Below are 18,794 nucleotides of genomic sequence, written 5' to 3'. Positions count from 1 at the left end.
GAAGCGATCACGATGGTGTACCACGATGTCGACCTGCTCGGTTCTGTCACAAAAGTCCTGTATCCAGAAATCGCCGAGAAGTTTAACACGACGCCTTCCCGTGTGGAAAGGGCGATCCGCCATGCAATCGAAGTCGCCTGGAATCGGGGGAACTATGAAGTCATTTCGAAAATGTTCGGCTATACGGTCCACCATATGAAGAGCAAGCCGACCAATTCGGAATTCATTGCAATGGTCTCTGACCGGCTCCGCCTGGAATTCATGACCGCTTAAAAGAAAACCGCACTCATACCGGCACTTGCCGATCCGAGCCGTCCGTAACATCCGGACGGCTTTTTCCGTTTTATAGAGATAGCAGGGGTTGCAAGGACAGAGCCGTTTTCAATCTTGACTTCAGGGGAAAAGGCGGATAGGATGCGAGAAAGGATGAAATACATGAGAAAAGTATATGCGCATCGGGGGGCTTCCGGGTACGCGTTCGAAAACACGCTCAGGGCATTTGAGAAAGCGGTCGGTATCGGGGCGGACGGCATCGAAACCGACCTCCAGCTGACCAAGGACGGTGTGCCGGTCATCATCCACGATGCCGACTTATACCGGGTCACCGGCATGCGAAAGTTTATTACAGAATTGACACTTGAAGAGTTGAGGGAACTGAATGTCGGCCGGAACCGGTGGAAGCGGCTGTTCGGCAAGCCGGTGATGACGTTCCGTGAATTTATGAAGTGGGCAAACGCAGCCGGGACTCCTCCTCTCAACCTTGAACTGAAAGAAACGTTCCTGGACCGTCCTGAAGCAGTTGAACAGGTGGTCTTGGCAGTAAAAGGTTACCCGGATGTTCATTTTTCCTCTTTTCATTACCCACTGCTGATGCGGGTGAAGCAGACCGATCCGGGTGCTGAGACAGCGCTGATCGTGACCAGGAAATCACGCTGGGACCAGCTCGGGGTATATGAAAGCGCGGACGGATTCCACATTCATAAACGCCTCTGGTCCGGAAAATACCTCAACGCTATCGAGCGGGAAGGAAAATTCGCCCGAGTCTATGCCGTTGACGGAACTGAACCGTTCATCCCGAAACCTGAATCCTTCATCCGCGGATGGATCACCGACTTTCCGGACGCGGTCAAAAAAGCGATGCAAAAAGGTTCCTGACACAAAGTCAGGAACCTTTCAGCTTTTCCTTTTAAAACGGTCTTTCGGTATTTTGCCGTTCCGCTGATCCCTTCTGAACAGGAATCCTGCGAAAAATCCGATGCAGAGAATCAGGATGACAAGTCCGAACAGGAATTGGAGCCAGACGGGGAATCCGGATGCACGGACGCCGAACAGCGCATCACGCATCAATTTGATCCCCCATGCAGCACCGATGCCCGGAATAAGCAGAACGATGAAGGCGGCGAGCCGCTGCATGATGATCTCTCCCTTTCTATCGAGTTTATTTTCCTTTTGGAGATGAGGATTGTCAAGGAGACTGCAATCGGGTATGATGAAGTTGATTATGCAAATCATTGCACAAATCTCACGAAGGGCCTGAAGGATTTTGCAGAATGTACTGGTCGTAGGGGCCGGCGCTGGCGGCACCGCCATTTTAAAGCTTCTTCTGCAACTGGATTACATGAATGTCGCAGGAATTGTTGATCCGAATCCGGAAGCCCCTGGAATCCGGCTGGCAGAGGTAAACGGCATTCCGCACGGCGAAAACTGGCGCCCTTTCCTTTCAAATGATCTCCATATGATTTTCGACGTAACAGGCGAGCAGGGTGTTTTCGGCGAACTTCTTAAGGCCAGGCCGGCCCATGCCGTCCTGATTCCCGGGACCATCGCCAAACTGCTCGTCAGCCTGCTTGAGGAAAATTCCGATTACATTGAGCAGCTCCGTTCGGAAACAGCACGAAACAAAATGATTTTTGATTCTCTCGACGAGGGCATGATCGGAATTGACAAAGACGGAATGATCCGGTTCTTTAACCGGAGCGCGTCCCTCATTACCGGCACGCCGGTGCGAAGCGCGCTCGGCCGCCACATCCTTGACGTCATTCCGGACAGCAATCTCCCTCATGTCGCCAAGACCGGGATTCCGGAACTGAATCGGGAGCTGACCCTTTCAAACGGTACCCGTGCCGTGACGTCCAGGCGGCCGCTCAGCGATCCTTCCGGCAACCGGGCCGGTGCATTTGCTGTTTTCCGCGATGTTTCCGGTGTGGTCGAACTCGCAGAGGAAATCACGAACCTGAAAGAGATCCAGTCGATGCTGGAAGCGATCATCCATTCAAGCGACGATGCCATTTCCGTCGTGGATGAACATGGTCGGGGTATCATGATCAACCCGGCCTACACCAGGCTCACCGGACTTACGAAGGCGGATGTCATCGGGAAGCCGGCCTCGGTCGATATTACCGAGGGTGAAAGTATCCATATGAAAGTGCTTGAAACCGGACGGCCCATCCGCGGGGTCAGGATGCGAGTCGGCCCTGCGGCCAGGGAAGTCGTCGTCAACGTGGCACCGATCCTTGTGGGCGACAAGCTGAAGGGAAGCGTCGGCATCATCCACGACCTGACGGAAATGCGGGAGCTTGCCGATGAACTCGATCATGCACGCCGGATCATCCGCTCGCTTGAGACACGGTACACGTTCGAGGACCTGGTCGGGGATTCGACGGAAATGCAGCTGGCGATCCAGCAGGCCAGGCTGGCTGCCACACTGCCGCTCCCGATCCTCTTGCGGGGGGAATCGGGGACAGGCAAGGAAGTGTTCGCACAGGCCATCCATCACGAAGCGGGGCGCGGGAACTTTGTCCGTGTCAACTGCTCGGCGATCCCGGAAGAACGTTTGTCGAGGGAACTTTTCGGTTCCGAGGAGCTCTCGGCGGACGGGAAAAACGAAGTCACCGAAGGCCTGTTCGAAGAGGCACATGGCGGCACTTTGTTCATCGATGAAATCGGCGAACTGCCCCAAGATGTCCAGGTGACCCTACTGAGGGTGTTGGAGGAACACGAATTTTACCGGACAGGCGGCAGCCGGCCCGTCCCTGTTTCTGTCAGGGTCATCGCCGCCACCAACCGGAACCTCGAGAAATTCATGACGGAAGGGAAGTTCCGGGAAGATCTGTTCCACCGGCTGAACCGGATGCCGATCCACATCCCTCCGCTTCGCCAGCGAAGGGGCGACATCAAGCTTCTGGCGGAAAAACTGCTCCCGAAGCTGAATCAGGACCTTGGCCGCGCCGTCACGGAGATTTCCGAGGACGCCGCCTCCCTGCTCAGGCATCACAACTGGCCGGGCAATGTGCGGGAGCTTGAAAACATCATCAGCCGGGCGCTGATCTTCATGCAGCCGGCAGACAAAACACTCGGGAAACCCGACCTTTCCGCTGTTTTTCAGGCAGAGGGGGGCGGGGCGGCGGGCACTCTGGCCGAACAGCTGGATGCCCATGAAAAATTAATTTTAAAGGAAGCGCTTACAACTTGCGGGGGGAACAAGTCCGATGCAGCCAAGCAGCTCGGGATCTCGGTCCGCACGCTTTACTACAAGCTTGAGAAGCACCGGCTCGTTTGAGACCGGGTACATGATCATAAGGAGGAGAAAGAAGATGGAACTGTTTAAATACCTCGAGGAAAGCGATTATGAACAAGTGGTGTTCTGCCACGATAAAACGTCCGGCCTGAAGGCGATCATCGCCATCCACGACACCACGCTCGGCCCGGCACTCGGAGGTGCCCGGATGTGGACGTATGCGACGGAAGAGGAAGCAGTCATCGATGCGCTCCGCCTGTCAAAAGGCATGACTTACAAAAACGCAGCAGCCGGCCTGAACCTTGGCGGCGGCAAGACCGTCATCATCGGCAATCCGAAAACGGATAAAAATGAAGAGATGTTCCGTGCATTCGGGCGCTACATACAGGGGCTGAACGGACGATACATCACGGCAGAGGATGTCGGCACGACAGAGGAAGACATGGACATCATCCACCAGGAAACGGACTTTGTCACCGGTATCTCCCCGACCCATGCCGGTTCTTCGGGTAACCCCTCCCCGGTCACGGCCTATGGTGTCTACCGCGGGATGAAAGCTGCTGCAAAGGAAGCGTTCGGAACCGACTCCCTGGAAGGAAAGACGATCGCCGTCCAGGGCGTCGGCAATGTGGCATTCGCGCTCTGCCGCCATCTGCATGAGGAAGGCGCGAAACTCATCGTGACGGACATCAACGAAGAGTCTGTTCGCCGCGCAGTGGAAGAATTCGATGCGGAAGCGGTCGGCATCAACGACATCTACGGCGTGGAGTGCGACATCTATGCGCCTTGCGCGCTCGGCGCGACCATCAACGACGAAACGATCCCTCAGCTCAATGCGAAAGTCATCGCCGGCTCTGCGAACAACCAGCTGAAGACACCGGAACACGGTGACCGCATCCATGAAATGGGCATCGTTTACGCACCCGACTACATCATCAACGCAGGCGGCGTCATCAATGTGGCCGATGAGCTGGAAGGGTACAATCCCGAACGGGCGATGAAGAAAGTCGAGAAGATCTATGACACGATTGCAAAAGTCTTTGAGATCTCGAAGCGCGACGGCATTCCTTCCTATGCTGCGGCTGACCGCCTTGCAGAGGAACGGATCGCCAACGTTGCAAAATCGCGCAGCCAGTTTCTCCGGAACGGCAAGGATACACTCCACCGCCGCTGATGGCTGACCGATTCCGCACCATTAAAGGATAAAGGAGGCCATCCAATGGCTCTTGAATATGATGTCGTCATTCTCGGGGGAGGGACCGGCGGCTACGTTGCCGCCATCCGTTCCGCACAGCTGGGGCTGAAGACGGCGGTCGTCGAAAAAGGGAAACTGGGCGGCACATGCCTGCACCGCGGCTGCATCCCATCCAAGGCGCTGCTCCGCAGTGCCGAAGTCTACCGGCTTGCCAAGGACGAGTCGGAATCATTCGGTGTGATGACCGGAGAAGTGACGCTTGCATTCGACCGGGTGCAAAAGCGCAAGCAGTCGATTGTCGACGGTTTGCACAACGGCGTTCGCGCTCTCATGAAAAAAGGGAAAATCGATGTCTACGAGGGAATGGGCAGGATTCTCGGGCCATCCATCTTCTCGCCGATGCCGGGGACCATTTCGGTCGAATATGAAGACGGAAGGGAAAACGATATCCTTATTCCCCAGAACGTCATCGTCGCCACCGGCTCCAGGCCGCGCACATTGCCAGGACTGGAAATCGACGGCACGGGCATCCTCACATCCGATGAGGCGCTTGCCCTCGAAAAACTACCCGCTTCCATCGTGATCATCGGAGGCGGTGTCATCGGGATCGAGTGGGCTTCGATGCTGAACGATTTCGGGGTGGACGTCACGGTCATCGAGTACGCGGACCGGATTTTGCCGACCGAGGACGCGGACATTTCCCGCGAGATGGAGAAGCTTCTGAAAAAACGCGGCATCCGATTCGCCACGTCGGCCGAAGTGCTTCCCGACACCCTGAACAAGCAGGAAGGCTCCGTCTCCATCGAGGCGAAGGTCGGCGAAGGGACGGAAACGTTCACCGCGGAAAAAATGCTGGTCTGCGTCGGACGCCAGGCCAACACGGAAGGCATCGGCCTGGAAAACACCGATATCGAGCTTGACCGCGGTTTCATCAAAGTCAAGAACACCTACCAGACAAAAGAGTCCCATATCTATGCGATCGGGGACGTGATCGGCGGCCTCCAGCTGGCCCATGTGGCGTCCCATGAAGGGATCTCCGCGGTCGGGCATATCGCGAGAACCGACGCGCATCCGGTCGACCCTGACATGGTGCCGCGCTGCATCTACTCGAGCCCGGAGGCGGCTTCTGTCGGTATTACGGAACAGCAGGCCAAGGAGCGCGGATTCGATGTCAAAGTCGGCAAATTCCCGTTCAAGGCGATCGGGAAGGCGCTTGTCCACGGGGAATCCGACGGCTTCGTGAAGATCGTCGCCGACAAGGCCACCGACGACATCCTCGGCATCCATATGATCGGGCCGCATGTCACCGACATGATCTCCGAGGCGGGCCTCGCGAAAGTCCTCGACGCCACGCCTTGGGAAGTCGCGTCCCTTGTCCACCCGCATCCTTCCTTGAGCGAAGTGATGGGTGAAGCGGCACTTGCCGTCGACGGCAAGGCCATCCATATGTAATCAAAGGGGGAAACCGAAAGATGACCAACAACCGTCATGAACAGCTGGGACTCTCCAATGAAGATGTCCTGCGCATGTACGAGACGATGCTGACCGCACGCCGGCTGGATGAGCGGATGTGGCTTTTGAACCGATCCGGCAAAATCCCGTTCGTCATTTCCTGCCAGGGACAGGAGGCCGCTCAAGTCGGCGCCGCATTCGCGCTGGATACGGAAAAAGACTATATCGCACCGTACTACCGCGACATGGGCGTCGTCCTCCATTTCGGCATGACGCCGAAAGACCTGATGCTGAGCGCGTTCGCAAAAGCCGAAGACCCGAACTCCGGAGGCCGGCAGATGCCGGGCCACTTCGGCCAGAAAAAGAACCGCATCCTCACCGGATCTTCTCCGGTGACCACACAGCTGCCGCATGCAGTCGGCGTGGCTCTGGCGGGCAAGATCAAGAAAAAGGATTTCATCACATTCGTGACGCTCGGCGAAGGCTCCTCCAACCAGGGGGACTTCCATGAGGGCGCCAACTTTGCGGGAGTCCACAAGCTGCCGACCATCATCATGGTGGAAAACAACAAATATGCCATCTCCGTTCCTGTCGAGAAGCAGCTAGCCTGTGAACATGTATCCGATCGCGCGGTCGGATACGGGATGCCGGGCCATACGGTGGACGGCACCGATCCGCTTGCCGTCTACGAAGTCGTCAAGGCGGCCGCCGACCGGGCGCGTGCCGGCGAAGGCCCGACGCTCGTCGAAACGATCTGCTACCGCCTGACCGCGCACTCTTCGGATGATGACCACCGCGCGTACCGCTCGGAGGAAGACCTGAAGGCCGAGCGGGAAAAAGACCCGATCCCGCGCTTCGCGGCTTACCTCAAAGAAGCGGGCGTGCTGGATGACGGGACGGAAAAGGAAATGGAAGACCGCGTCAAGCAGGCGGTCAACGAAGCGACGGATTACGCGGAAGCGGCTCCGTACGCGGAACCGGAAAGTGCTCTGAAATACGTTTACGCGGAACAGGGAGGGGATGAATGATGGCGGTACGGTCCTATATCGATGCCATCACGCTCGCGATGAAAGAAGAAATGGAGCGTGACGACAACGTCTTCATCCTCGGCGAGGACGTCGGGAAAAAAGGAGGCGTCTTCAAGGCGACGCAAGGCCTCTATGACCAGTTCGGCGAAGAGCGCGTCATCGACACGCCGCTTGCGGAATCGGCGATTGCGGGGGTCGGGATCGGTGCCGCCATGTACGGCATGCGCCCGATTGCGGAAATGCAGTTTGCCGACTTCATCATGCCGGCGGTCAACCAGATCATCTCCGAGGCGGCGCGCGTCCGTTACCGGTCGAACAACGACTGGAGCTGTCCGATCGTCGTGCGTGCCCCGTTCGGCGGCGGCGTCCACGGGGCGCTCTACCATTCTCAGTCGGTGGAAGCGATCTTCGCCAACCAGCCGGGGCTGAAAATCGTCATCCCTTCGACGCCCTACGACGCCAAAGGGCTTCTGAAGGCAGCCATCCGTGACGACGATCCGGTGCTGTTCTTCGAGCATAAGCGCGCCTACCGCCTGATCAAGGGCGAGGTTCCGGATGAAGATTACACCATTCCGATCGGGAAGGCGGACATCAAACGCGAGGGCGAGGATATCACGGTCATCACTTACGGCCTAGCGGTCCACTTCGCCCTGCAGGCAGCCGAGCGGCTAGCGGAGGACGGCATTTCCGCACATATCCTCGATCTCCGGACCGTTTACCCGCTTGACCGGGAAGCGATTGTCGAAGCGGCCTCGAAAACCGGCAAAGTGCTCCTCGTCACGGAAGACAACAAGGAAGGCAGCATCATGAGCGAAGTCGCGGCGATCATCGCGGAAGAGTGCCTGTTCGATCTGGATGCACCGATCCAGCGGCTTGCCGGGCCGGATGTGCCGGCGATGCCGTACGCACCGACAATGGAGAAGTACTTCATGATCAATCCGGACAAGGTCGAGAAAGCGATGCGCGATCTCGCAGAATTCTGATACGGACGGAGGGCTAACAAGTGGCGAAACAAACCATCACCATGCCCCAGCTGGGCGAAAGTGTGACCGAAGGCACCATTGAACGCTGGCTCGTGAAACCGGGCGATACGGTCGAGAAATACGACCCCCTCGCCGAGGTCAATACGGATAAAGTGACGGCTGAAATCCCGTCTTCCTTCTCCGGAACCATCAAGGAACTCATCGCCGGTGAAGGAGAAACCCTCGAAGTCGGGGCAGCCGTCTGCACGATCGAAACGGAAGATGCAGCATCCGCAGAAACCGAAGCCGCGCCGGCCGAAGGTGAACCGGCAAACGAAATGCCGGCTGCAGGATCCGACAAACCGGAAAACCTTTCGGGCAGTGCCGGATCGTCGGCCCCTGCCAAAACCGGCGGTCCGGGAGTGAGGTATTCACCGGCGGTGCTCCGGCTATCCCAGGAACACGGCATCGACCTTTCGCAGGTGGAAGGTTCCGGCCGCGGCGGCCGGATCACCCGCAAAGACCTGACGAAGCTGATCGAATCCGGGACGATCCCGAAAGAAACGGCTGCCCGTCAGCCTGAACCGGCAAACGTGCAGGGCGCCGGGCCGAAACCGGAAGCCGCACCTGCCCGGGCCAAACAGCCGGAGCAACAGGCCGCGGGCGTCCAGACGGCTGCAGGGGACACCGAGATTCCGGTATCCGGCGTACGACGCGCCATCGCAAACAACATGCTGCGCTCGAAACACGAAGCGCCGCATGCATGGACCATGATCGAAGTGGACGTGACCGGCCTCGTCCAATACCGCGATTCCATCAAGAACGACTTCAAGACAAAAGAAGGCTTCGGACTGACCTACTTTGCCTTTTTCGTGAAGGCAGTGGCCCAGGCATTGAAGGAATTCCCGATGATGAACTCGATGTGGGCGGGCGATAAGATCATCCAGAAAAAAGCGATCAACATCTCGATTGCCGTCGCGACGGAAGATGCCCTGTTTGTGCCGGTCATTAAAGATGCCGACGAAAAGACGATCAAAGGCATCGCGCGGGAGATCAAGGAACTGGCGGACAAAGTCCGCTCGGGCAAGCTGAAGTCCGAAGAAATGCAGGGCGGCACGTTCACGGTGAACAACACCGGTTCGTTCGGTTCCGTCCAGTCGATGGGCATCATCAACTACCCGCAGGCTGCAATCCTCCAGGTGGAATCGATCGTCAAGCGCCCGATCATCATGGAAGGCGGCATGTTCGCGGCACGCGACATGGTCAACCTCTGCCTGTCCTTGGACCACCGAGTGCTGGATGGCCTGGTGGCCGGACGGTTCCTGGCGCGGGTGAAGGAAATCCTTGAGAACATTTCCAGTGAGAATACGTCGGTTTACTAATATTGAAACGGCAAGGCTCACCGGATTGAACCCGGGTGCGCCTTGCCGTTTTTCCGTTATGGAGTTCATTGAAATCGTTGGTCTCGGCAACCGTTGGCGGCGGCAGAGATATCAGCCACTTTCAGCAGGATATCGAGCAGTTCCACGCGGATATATCACTCCGGCAGTGTGTCATCGTTGCAGCTGCTAAAGCGCATTCGAAACCGTCCGCGTCGATCTGTTTGAATCCGGCACGATTTCGCTTGTTCAGTCAGACAACGCGATTGATTAGCATTCCATCTTTCAAGCGATCGGGTTCTCCGGTAGAATGAAAATAAGCACTATTCACATTGGGGGAGAGGCACATGACCATCGACACGATGAAACAGACATCGTTTGAACAGCCCACCGTGGGGGACTGGAGTAAAGCGGCCGAAGCTTCGCTAAAAGGGAAACCGCTTGCATCACTTGAAACCAAGACACCTGAGGGGATCACGCTGAAGCCGCTCTACACGGCGGAGGATCTTCCGGAAGGCCAGGAAGACCGGGTCCGTGCCATCCGGGACGGAATCGGAAAAACGGACTGGATGATTCTCCAGGAGACAAGGGAGGCGGACCCTGCCAAGTACCTGGAAAAGGTGAAATCCTCGCTGGGCAGGGGAAATGGGGCCGTCGTCTATGCAGGCGGGTGGGAAAAGGAAGCGGACGCAGAAGTGCTGGCCGCCCTGGCCGCACTGATCACGGAAGTGCCCGTTCACGTGCGGTGCCGGCCGGACGATCCATTTCTTGCCGTATTCGGCAGTGTGCCGGAAAACAAGAGGCGGCTGGTTGCGGGTTATGCGGACGTGGACCGGTCTGCTGACCTGTCCCGGCGCTTCCCGTTGCTCCGGACCATCGCCGTGGATACAGGTTCCGTACATATGAAAGGGGCGGATGCGGTGACAGAACTGGCTGCGGCCCTTTCCGAAGCAGCAGAAATCGCGGGGGAAGAAGATGATTTCGACCAAATGGCTAGGAAGCTATTCTTCGCTTTTGACGTCGACACGCACTTTTTCACGGAGATTGCCAAACTGCGTGCGTTCCGGCTGCTGTTCAGGTCGTTTGCTGCCGCCTACGGTGTGGAGGAGCCGGTGCATGTCCCGGTCATCGCCCGGACGTCCCTGCGCACCCACACGCTCGCCGATCCGTATGTCAACCTGCTCAGGAGCGGCAATGAGGCCTTCGCTGCCGCAATCGGCGGCGCCGATGCCATCACGGTCGCCCCTCTCGACACGCTGACGGGGAGCACGGGCTTTTCCGAGCGGGTCGCGAGGAATGTCCAGCACATCCTCAAGGAGGAAGCGCATGCGGACCGCGTACTTGATCCGTCCGGGGGCTCGTACTACATCGAGTCGCTGACCGGCTCCCTGTACCGGAAAGCCTGGGAGCTGTTCCTGCAATTCGAGAAACAGGGCGGCATCACGGCCATCACTGCGGACGGCACGCTGGACCGGATGCTTGCGGATAAAAAAGAAGTGCGCATCCGCCGTCTGGCTGTACGGAAAGAGTCGCTGATCGGGACGAACATCTATGCAGATCCGGCAGAGGCGATCCGGCAGCCGGATGGATCCGACGGAGCGGAAGGCCGTTTTGCCGAGCCATTCGAGGCCATCCGGTCCTCCCTTCAGGGAAGCAAGGTCCACCTGATCCGCTACGGCAGCCTGAAGGCCGTCAAGCCGGTGGCCGATTTCGCGGCGGGCGTGCTTGCCGTCGGCGGCATCCGCCCGGAGCTGTCTCCGCTAGTTGAAACCGTGGAAGAGGCATTGGGTTATATGGCGTCGGAACAGCCGGTGTACGCGATCTTCTGTGCGCCTGCCGACCAGGCGGAAGAAGCGGTGCGGGCGGTGCTTGCCGGCAAACCCGATTTGACTGTTCTCGATGCGGCGGGCCGTTTCCCGGAAGAAACCGAGGCATCGCTCCGGGAAGCCGGCCTTCAAGGATTTTATTACAAAGGTCAGGATATCCTGGACAAGCTGGCTGAAGTGAAAGGGATTGTCAAAGGGGGAATGCAGCAATGAACAAACCGGACTTCACAAAAATCGACCCGGAACAAGTCCTGCAAGGGAGCGCGCACCAGGCTGCGGACGGGGCGCCTGCAGAATCGTATGAGGGGATCGGAATCCTCCCGTCCTATACCGGAAAAGACCTGGACGGGCTCGGCCATCTGTCAGACATGCCGGGCATCGCTCCGAACACACGCGGCCCTTATCCGACGATGTATGTGTCCAGACCGTGGACCGTCCGCCAATATGCCGGATTCTCAACTGCTGAGGAAAGCAACGCGTTTTACCGCCGGAACCTGGCGATGGGCCAAAAAGGCCTTTCCGTGGCGTTCGATCTTGCGACACACCGCGGATATGACTCCGATCATCCGCGGGTCTCTGGAGATGTCGGGAAGGCCGGGGTTGCCATCGACTCGGTCGAAGACATGAAGATCCTCTTTGACGGGATTCCTCTGGACCAGATGTCGGTGTCGATGACGATGAACGGCGCGGTCCTCCCGGTCATGGCGTTTTATATCGTGGCGGCAGAGGAACAGGGCGTCGCGCCTGAAAAGTTGTCCGGAACGATCCAGAATGACATCCTGAAAGAATACATGGTCCGGAACACGTACATTTATCCGCCGGAGATGTCGATGCGGATCATCGCGGATATTTTCGGGTACACCTCGAAGAACATGCCGAAGTTCAACTCGATCTCGATTTCCGGCTATCATATGCAGGAGGCAGGCGCGACAGCGGACATCGAGCTCGCCTACACGCTCGCGGACGGGCTGGAATACGTCCGGACCGGACTCAAGGCCGGCATCGACATCGATTCGTTCGCCCCGCGGCTCAGCTTTTTCTGGGCGATCGGCATGAACTACTTTATGGAAGTCGCCAAGATGCGGGCGGCACGCCGGATCTGGGCACAGATGATGAAGTCATTCGAACCGAAAAATCCGAAGTCGCTTGCGCTCCGCACACATTCCCAGACGTCGGGCTGGAGCCTCACCGAGCAGGATCCGTTCAACAACGTCACCCGGACGCTGATCGAAGCGAACGCGGCTGCGATGGGCCATACCCAGTCGCTCCACACCAATGCGCTGGATGAGGCGATCGCCCTCCCGACCGACTTCTCGGCACGGATTGCACGCAACACGCAGCTGTTCCTCCAGGAGGAAACCCAGATGACGAACGTCATCGACCCGTGGGGCGGCTCCTACTATGTCGAGAAGCTGACAGGGGAACTGATGGAAAAGGCATGGGATCTGATCGAAGAGATCGAGGAGCTCGGCGGGATGGCCAAAGCGATCGAAACCGGACTGCCGAAGATGAAGATCGAGGAAGCCGCGGCACGCCGCCAGGCCCGGATCGACTCCGGCTCCGAATCGATCATCGGCGTGAACAAATACCGTCCGGAACAGGAGGACCCGATCGAGATCCTCGACATCGACAATACCGAAGTGCGGCGCAAGCAGATCGAGCGACTTGAGAAGATGAAAGCGGAGCGCGACGATGCCGTCGTCCGCATGGCGCTCGACAAGCTGACCGAAGCGGCCCGCAGCGGAGAAGGCAACCTACTCGCCCTCGCGGTGGACGCGGCCCGCGCCCGTGCGTCAATCGGGGAAATTTCCGACGCGATCGAAAAAGCGTCCGGCCGGCATAAGGCTGTCATCCGTTCCATCAGCGGTGTCTACAGCTCGAACTTCACCGATGCCGAGGCGATCCAAGAAGTCATGGAAATGACCGGTGAGTTCCTGGAAAATGAGGGGCGCCGTCCGCGGATCATGGTCGCCAAAATGGGGCAAGACGGACATGACCGCGGCGCCAAGGTTGTCGCGACCGCGTTTGCGGACCTCGGCTTTGACGTCGACATCGGCCCGCTTTTCCAGACACCGGCCGAAACGGCGCTGCAGGCGGCGGAAAACGATGTCCATGCGGTCGGCGTGAGCTCGCTTGCCGCGGGGCATAAAACGCTAATTCCCGAGCTGATCGAAGAGCTCCGGAAAATCGGGCGGGAGGACATCGTCGTGTTCGCCGGCGGCGTCATCCCGGCGAAGGATTATGACTTCCTGTACGATGCGGGCGTAGCCGCCATCTTCGGACCGGGCACCGTCATCCCGGTTTCCGCTCAGAAAGTCATCGAAGCCATCTACCGCAAGCTCGGCTACGAGGAAGCCGTCGATTGACGGAACGGGAAAAACAGGCCCAAACGCGGACCGAAGGCGGCATTCCGCCGCATGACGGCATGTCCGCGGGCCCGAGGAAGCGATTCGTCAAAAAGCGCCGGCCGATCCCTGCAGAAGAACTGGCCGAAGAGATCCGGTCCGGTTCCAGGCTCGCGTTGGCAAAGGGAATCACCCTGCTGGAAAGCCGGGCGCCGGAGGACCGGAAAGCCGCACAGGATCTCCTCCTCGGCCTGCTTCCGGATTCCGGAAAGAGCATCCGGATCGGCATCACCGGGGTGCCCGGCGCCGGCAAAAGCACCTTCATTGAATCGTTCGGCCTCACGCTTGCAGACGCGGGCCACAAAGTGGCAGTGCTTGCGATCGATCCGAGTTCGACCGTGACCGGGGGGAGCATTCTCGGCGACAAGACGAGGATGGAAGAACTGTCCCGGCATCCGAACGCATTTATCCGCCCGTCGCCGTCATCGGGAACACTCGGCGGCGTCCACCGGAAAACGAGAGAAACGATGCTTCTCTGCGAGGCGGCGGGATACGACGTCATCCTCATCGAGACGGTCGGTGTCGGCCAGAGCGAGACCGCGGTCAGAGGCATGGCGGACTTTTTCCTGCTTCTTGTCCTGACAGGAGCGGGGGACGAGCTACAGGGAGTCAAGAAAGGCATCATGGAACTGGCGGATGGCATCATCATCCACAAGGCGGACGGGGACAACATCATCCCTGCGAAGCGGACAGCGAGGGAGTACAAGCAGTTTCTCCGCATGCTGCAGCCGGCCACTCCGGGCTGGCAGACGACCGTCCATCCCGTATCGTCTCTTGCCGGGACAGGACTGGAGGACGTATGGGAGACGGTCCTCGGCTTCCGGGACAGCATGTCCGCTTCCGGAGAGTGGGACAGAAGGCGCCGGGATCAGCTGAGAGCCTGGTTCCGCCAGTCGATCGAAGATCATCTGATCGACTCGTTTTATGCATCAGAAGGCAGGAAACAGGAAGTCGGTCGCCTCGAGGACAGAATTCTTGACGGCCGACTGACCGTGACGGCGGCCGTCGAGGAATTATTCCGCGGCTGAAACCCGGGTTTTGCAGGAAAGCCCCCGACCTGTTATGATTTTCTTGGATAAACCGAAAGGGGATGCAGTCATGAACATGGATATGAACCTGTTTATGCAAGATATGATCCGCCAGGCGCGGAGTGAAATGGAAGCTTCCGGCTACGAGCAGCTGAAAACGCCGGAAGAAGTGGATGCGGCAATGAAGCGTGAAGGGACCACCCTCTTCATGGTCAATTCGGTCTGCGGATGCGCGGGCGGTATTGCGCGTCCTGCAGCGATGCATGCGGTCCACTATGACAAGCGTCCGGATCAACTGGTGACAGTGTTTGCGGGCCAGGACAAGGAAGCGACCGCACAGGCCCGCATGCATTTCGGCGATGACCACCTTCCGTCTTCCCCGTCCTTCATCCTCGTGAAGGATGGGAAAGTGGTCGGCGAAGTGCCGCGCCATGAAATTGAAGGCCATGACCCGATGTCGGTCGTCGTCAACCTCCAGGGCCTGTTCGAGGAGTTTTGCGAAGAAGTCTGATCCATAAAAAATCGCAGCAGCCGTTTGACGGGCGCTGCGATTTTTTATGTTTGTTCCGGGTCAGATGAACAGGCTCAGTCCCATGGCAATGGTCGACAGAAGCATAAGTGCGACCATGGTATAGATCGCGATTTTCTGAAATTTTTTATTGCTCAATTTTATTCTGGCTCCTTCACTTCTGATGGGTCCATTTTAATGAAATCTCGTCGTTTGCGCAATATATAGAGTTTTGCGCCCTGAAACGGTACAATTGTAATCGGATACATGAAAAGGGGGCAAGGGAAATGGAGAAGGTCGACCACATCGGCATCGCGGTTAAAAACCTCGATGCCGTCCTTCCATACTACACGGACACACTCGGCATTCGGCTCATGGGAATCGAGGACGTTCCGACACAGGGCATCAGGGTCGCATTCCTGGATGCGGGGAATGTGAAGCTGGAGCTTCTGGAACCGGCATCGGAAACGGGCGCCGTCGCCAAGTTCATCGAAAAGCGGGGGGAGGGCGTCCATCACATCGCATTCGGCGTGACCGGCATCCAGGAAAGGATGGACGACCTGCGCGAGAACGGTGTCCGGCTCCTGTCCGACGGTCCGGTGCCCGGTGCCGGCGGCGCGCAGGTAGCCTTTATGCACCCGAAATCCTCATACGGCGTTCTCTATGAACTGTGCGACAAATCCGGAAATCAGGAGTGAATATCGTCATGGATATCTATGAAAAAATCAACGAACTATATGACAGAAAACGAGAGATCGAGCTCGGCGGAGGGGACGACAAGATCGACCGCCAGCATGAAAAGGGGAAACTGACCGCACGCGAGCGGATCGACCTGCTGCTCGACAAAGGGACATTCGTCGAACTGAATCCGTTTGTCACCCACCGGACCCGGGACTTCGGGATGGACAAGATGAAGGGACCGGGTGACGGCGTCGTGACCGGATACGGAAAAGTGAACGGCCGCCCTGTCTACCTGTTCTCGCAGGACTTCACGGTCTTCGGGGGCGCGCTCGGTGAGATGCACGCGATGAAGATCGCGAATGTGATGGACCTCGCCGCGAAAAACGGCGCGCCGTTTATCGGGCTGAACGACTCGGGAGGCGCGCGGATCCAGGAAGGTGTCGTTTCGCTGGACGGCTATGGGGAGATTTTCTACCGGAACGCCGTATACTCCGGCGTGATTCCGCAGATTTCCGTCATTCTCGGGCCTTGCGCGGGCGGCGCCGTTTATTCGCCGGCAATCACCGATTTCGTCTTCATGACCGACAACACGAGCCAGATGTTCATCACAGGACCGAAAGTCATCGAGACGGTCACGGGCGAGAAGATTTCCTCCGAGGATCTCGGCGGTTCCAAAGTACATAACGCCATCAGCGGGAACGCCCATTTCCGCGCGGCCAGCGAAGAGGAAGTTCTTGCGGATGTCCGCAGGCTCCTTTCCTATCTGCCGCAGAACAACGAAGAAATGCCGCCGCGGCTTGAGGCCGATGCGGCAAACGACGACCGTCCGGAGCTCGTGGACATCGTCCCGTTTGAGACGATCCGCCCGTATGACGTCCGAAAAGTGATCGACCAGGTCGTCGATGCGGATTCGTTCATGGAAGTCCAGCCGGAATTTGCCCGGAACATCGTGGTCGGGCTTGCCCGCATCAAGGGGGAGACGGTCGGCCTCGTTTGCAACCAGCCGAAAGTCATGGCAGGCGGCCTCGACATCGACTCGTCCGACAAAGCGGCGCGCTTTATCCGTTTCTGCGACTCATTCAACATCCCGATCATCACGTTCGAGGACGTGACCGGATTTTTCCCGGGCATCAAGCAGGAGCACGGGGGCATCATCCGCCACGGCGCGAAAATCCTGTATGCCTACTCCGAGGCGACGGTCCCGAAAATGACCGTCATCCTGCGGAAAGCATATGGCGGCGCTTATGTCGCACTCAACTCTAAATCCATCGGTGCCGACATCGTGTACGCCTGGCCGAATGCCGAGATCGCCGTCATGGGTCCCCAGGGCGCCGCAAACATCATCTTCGCCAGGGAGATTGCCAACAGTGACGACCCGGAAGCCACACGCGCCGCGAAAATCGAGGAATACAAAGAGAAATTCGCCAACCCGTACGTCGCGGCAAGCCACGGCATGGTCGACGATGTCATCGACCCGCGCGAGACCCGCATCAAGCTGATCCAGGCGCTTGAAATGATGCGCAATAAGAAAGAAGAACGTCCGAAGAAGAAACACGGGAATATTCCGTTATAATGAATACAGGAAGCGCACCGGTTTTTTTGCGGTGCGCTTTCGGAGTTGACAGGAGGCATGCTGAATGGAAAATAAACGGCTGATGGACGAATTCATGGAACTGGTACAGATTGATTCTGAAACGAAGCATGAAGGGGAGATTGTCGGCATCCTGAAGGAGAAAATGGAAGCACTCGGCTTCGGTGTGACGGAAGACGACTCGGCGGCACGTTCCGGACACGGGGCGGGCAACCTGATTGCGACGAAAAAGGGCAACGCGGAAGGTGCCGACGCCATCTACTTTACGTGCCACATGGACACGGTCGTCCCCGGCAAGGGAATCAAGCCGCAATTGAAGGAAGACGGCTATATCTATTCGGACGGAACGACCATCCTCGGCGCAGATGACAAAGCGGGCATTGCCGCGCTGTTCGAGATGATGCGCCGCATCAATGAGGAAGGCATCCCTCACGGCGACATCCAGTTCATCATCACGGCGGGAGAAGAAAGCGGCCTGCGCGGCGCAAAAGAGATGGATCCGAAAGCCATCCGGGCGGATTATGGCTTCGCGGTCGATTCCGATGGCAAAGTCGGCGGAATCGTGACGGCCGCCCCGTTCCAGGCAAAACTGAAAACGGTCATCCGCGGCAAGACCGCACACGCCGGCGTGGCTCCGGAAAAAGGCGTATCCGCAATCACGATTGCAGCCAAAGCGATCGCCAACATGTCGCTCGGCCGGATCGACTCAGAGACGACCGCCAACATTGGCCGGTTCGAAGGCGGCCAAGCCACAAACATCGTCTGCGACGAAGTGCAGATCCTATCGGAAGCGCGCTCCCTCAACAAAGACAAACTCGACGAACAGACCGCCCATATGGTCCGCACATTCGAACGCCAGGCAAGCCTCATGGGGGGCTCCGCCGAGACGGACGTCCAGCTGATGTATCCGGGCTTCTCGCTCGGCGAGGAAGACCAGGTCGTGAAAACGGCGATGGACGCAATCCGGCGCATCGGCCGCGAGCCGGAGCTCATGACAAGCGGCGGAGGCAGCGACGGCAACATCTTCAACGGCTTCGGTGTCCCGACCGTCACACTTTCCGTCGGATACGAGGAAATCCATACGACGAGCGAACGGATGCCGGTCGAAGAACTGGAAAAGCTGGCGGACCTGCTCGTTGAAATCGTGAAAACGGCCTCGAAGCAGTAAGCAGGCCGTTACAGAATCGGGGTTCCATGCATTCAATCCCGGAACAGAAAGACG

At 58.1% G+C, this 18,794-nt stretch carries 17 protein-coding genes; 15 read left to right on the top strand and 2 right to left on the bottom strand.

The genetic code is table 11. The annotated features are described in order from the left end of the window. Both BLT01_RS09200 and BLT01_RS09195 read left to right on the top strand, forming a co-directional pair. On the top strand, positions 1–273 hold a 273-nt coding region (locus BLT01_RS09200; RefSeq protein ID WP_281241505.1), incomplete at its 5' end, for a sporulation initiation factor Spo0A C-terminal domain-containing protein. Between the two features lie 162 nt (positions 274–435). After that, positions 436–1,155, top strand: a complete 720-nt coding sequence (locus BLT01_RS09195) for a glycerophosphodiester phosphodiesterase (RefSeq protein ID WP_176765101.1) — start codon at positions 436–438, stop codon at positions 1,153–1,155. A gap of 18 nt (positions 1,156–1,173) precedes the next feature. Here the strand turns inward: BLT01_RS09195 and BLT01_RS09190 are convergent, their stop codons facing one another. Next, entirely contained in the window at positions 1,174–1,413 is a 240-nt protein-coding gene (locus BLT01_RS09190) for a DUF2627 family protein (RefSeq protein ID WP_092097381.1), read from the bottom strand. A gap of 130 nt (positions 1,414–1,543) precedes the next feature. On the opposite strand from BLT01_RS09190, the gene BLT01_RS09185 reads away from it, so the two are divergent. From BLT01_RS09185 to BLT01_RS09140, 10 genes are all read left to right on the top strand, one after another. Beyond that, on the top strand, positions 1,544–3,559 hold the full coding sequence (locus tag BLT01_RS09185) for a sigma 54-interacting transcriptional regulator (protein WP_092097380.1): 2,016 nt from the start codon (positions 1,544–1,546) through the stop codon (positions 3,557–3,559). Between the two features lie 34 nt (positions 3,560–3,593). Beyond that, on the top strand, positions 3,594–4,691 hold the full coding sequence (gene bcd / locus BLT01_RS09180) for a branched-chain amino acid dehydrogenase (RefSeq protein WP_092097379.1): 1,098 nt from the start codon (positions 3,594–3,596) through the stop codon (positions 4,689–4,691). A 45-nt stretch (positions 4,692–4,736) separates the two neighbouring features. Further along, positions 4,737–6,164 (top strand): dihydrolipoyl dehydrogenase, encoded by a 1,428-nt coding sequence (gene lpdA / locus BLT01_RS09175; protein WP_092097378.1) that lies wholly within the window; start codon positions 4,737–4,739, stop codon positions 6,162–6,164. 20 nt (positions 6,165–6,184) lie between these two features. After that, positions 6,185–7,192 (top strand): thiamine pyrophosphate-dependent dehydrogenase E1 component subunit alpha, encoded by a 1,008-nt coding sequence (locus BLT01_RS09170; RefSeq protein WP_092097377.1) that lies wholly within the window; start codon positions 6,185–6,187, stop codon positions 7,190–7,192. After that, on the top strand, positions 7,192–8,175 hold the full coding sequence (locus BLT01_RS09165) for an alpha-ketoacid dehydrogenase subunit beta (RefSeq protein ID WP_092097376.1): 984 nt from the start codon (positions 7,192–7,194) through the stop codon (positions 8,173–8,175). Before BLT01_RS09170 ends, BLT01_RS09165 begins: the two co-directional genes overlap by 1 nt. A 20-nt stretch (positions 8,176–8,195) precedes the next feature. After that, the gene (locus BLT01_RS09160) at positions 8,196–9,536 is read left to right on the top strand and encodes a dihydrolipoamide acetyltransferase family protein (RefSeq protein WP_092097375.1); all 1,341 of its coding nucleotides are present in this window, start codon (positions 8,196–8,198) and stop codon (positions 9,534–9,536) included. Between the two features lie 344 nt (positions 9,537–9,880). Beyond that, on the top strand, positions 9,881–11,572 hold the full coding sequence (locus BLT01_RS09155) for a methylmalonyl-CoA mutase family protein (RefSeq protein ID WP_092097374.1): 1,692 nt from the start codon (positions 9,881–9,883) through the stop codon (positions 11,570–11,572). After that, entirely contained in the window at positions 11,569–13,725 is a 2,157-nt protein-coding gene (gene scpA, locus BLT01_RS09150; protein WP_092097373.1) for a methylmalonyl-CoA mutase, read from the top strand. The genes BLT01_RS09155 and scpA overlap by 4 nt, the downstream gene beginning before the upstream one ends. Beyond that, the gene (gene meaB / locus BLT01_RS09145; RefSeq protein ID WP_092097372.1) at positions 13,722–14,792 is read left to right on the top strand and encodes a methylmalonyl Co-A mutase-associated GTPase MeaB; all 1,071 of its coding nucleotides are present in this window, start codon (positions 13,722–13,724) and stop codon (positions 14,790–14,792) included. The genes scpA and meaB overlap by 4 nt, the downstream gene beginning before the upstream one ends. Positions 14,793–14,862: 70 nt before the next feature. Beyond that, positions 14,863–15,303: a BrxA/BrxB family bacilliredoxin gene (locus BLT01_RS09140; protein ID WP_092097392.1), complete on the top strand. Its 441-nt coding sequence runs from the start codon at positions 14,863–14,865 to the stop codon at positions 15,301–15,303. 60 nt (positions 15,304–15,363) lie between these two features. Here BLT01_RS09140 and prli42 read toward each other — a convergent pair whose 3' ends face one another. Next, positions 15,364–15,459: a stressosome-associated protein Prli42 gene (gene prli42, locus BLT01_RS15215; RefSeq protein ID WP_176765100.1), complete on the bottom strand. Its 96-nt coding sequence runs from the start codon at positions 15,457–15,459 to the stop codon at positions 15,364–15,366. A gap of 128 nt (positions 15,460–15,587) precedes the next feature. Between prli42 and mce the strand changes: the two genes are divergently transcribed. The 3 genes from mce (at position 15,588) to BLT01_RS09125 (ending at position 18,740) form a co-directional block, all read left to right on the top strand. Then, the gene (gene mce / locus BLT01_RS09135; RefSeq protein WP_092097371.1) at positions 15,588–15,998 is read left to right on the top strand and encodes a methylmalonyl-CoA epimerase; all 411 of its coding nucleotides are present in this window, start codon (positions 15,588–15,590) and stop codon (positions 15,996–15,998) included. An 8-nt stretch (positions 15,999–16,006) separates the two neighbouring features. Beyond that, positions 16,007–17,554 carry an acyl-CoA carboxylase subunit beta gene (locus BLT01_RS09130; RefSeq protein ID WP_092097370.1) on the top strand — a complete coding sequence of 516 codons (1,548 nt, stop codon included), beginning with the start codon at positions 16,007–16,009 and terminating at the stop codon, positions 17,552–17,554. Between the two features lie 64 nt (positions 17,555–17,618). Continuing rightward, complete coding sequence (locus BLT01_RS09125) at positions 17,619–18,740, top strand: M20/M25/M40 family metallo-hydrolase (RefSeq protein WP_092097369.1); 1,122 nt, start codon at positions 17,619–17,621, stop codon at positions 18,738–18,740. The last annotated feature ends 54 nt before the right edge of the window (positions 18,741–18,794 follow it).

This window comes from Bhargavaea beijingensis (genome assembly GCF_900101985.1).
GTDB classification, from domain to species: domain Bacteria; phylum Bacillota; class Bacilli; order Bacillales_A; family Planococcaceae; genus Bhargavaea; species Bhargavaea beijingensis.
This window is presented reverse-complemented; position numbering and strand designations above follow the sequence as displayed.

Bases quoted from the DNA above. Each gene is read 5' to 3' on its own strand.
- BLT01_RS09195 (WP_176765101.1), top strand. From the start codon at position 436: ATGAGAAAAGTATATGCGCATCGGGGGGCTTCCGGGTACGCGTTCGAA.
- BLT01_RS09190 (WP_092097381.1), bottom strand. From the start codon at position 1,413: ATGCAGCGGCTCGCCGCCTTCATCGTTCTGCTTATTCCGGGCATCGGT.
- bcd (WP_092097379.1), top strand. From the start codon at position 3,594: ATGGAACTGTTTAAATACCTCGAGGAAAGCGATTATGAACAAGTGGTG.
- lpdA (WP_092097378.1), top strand. From the start codon at position 4,737: ATGGCTCTTGAATATGATGTCGTCATTCTCGGGGGAGGGACCGGCGGC.
- BLT01_RS09170 (WP_092097377.1), top strand. From the start codon at position 6,185: ATGACCAACAACCGTCATGAACAGCTGGGACTCTCCAATGAAGATGTC.
- BLT01_RS09165 (WP_092097376.1), top strand. From the start codon at position 7,192: ATGGCGGTACGGTCCTATATCGATGCCATCACGCTCGCGATGAAAGAA.
- BLT01_RS09155 (WP_092097374.1), top strand. From the start codon at position 9,881: ATGACCATCGACACGATGAAACAGACATCGTTTGAACAGCCCACCGTG.
- scpA (WP_092097373.1), top strand. From the start codon at position 11,569: ATGAACAAACCGGACTTCACAAAAATCGACCCGGAACAAGTCCTGCAA.
- BLT01_RS09140 (WP_092097392.1), top strand. From the start codon at position 14,863: ATGAACATGGATATGAACCTGTTTATGCAAGATATGATCCGCCAGGCG.
- mce (WP_092097371.1), top strand. From the start codon at position 15,588: ATGGAGAAGGTCGACCACATCGGCATCGCGGTTAAAAACCTCGATGCC.
- BLT01_RS09130 (WP_092097370.1), top strand. From the start codon at position 16,007: ATGGATATCTATGAAAAAATCAACGAACTATATGACAGAAAACGAGAG.
- BLT01_RS09125 (WP_092097369.1), top strand. From the start codon at position 17,619: ATGGAAAATAAACGGCTGATGGACGAATTCATGGAACTGGTACAGATT.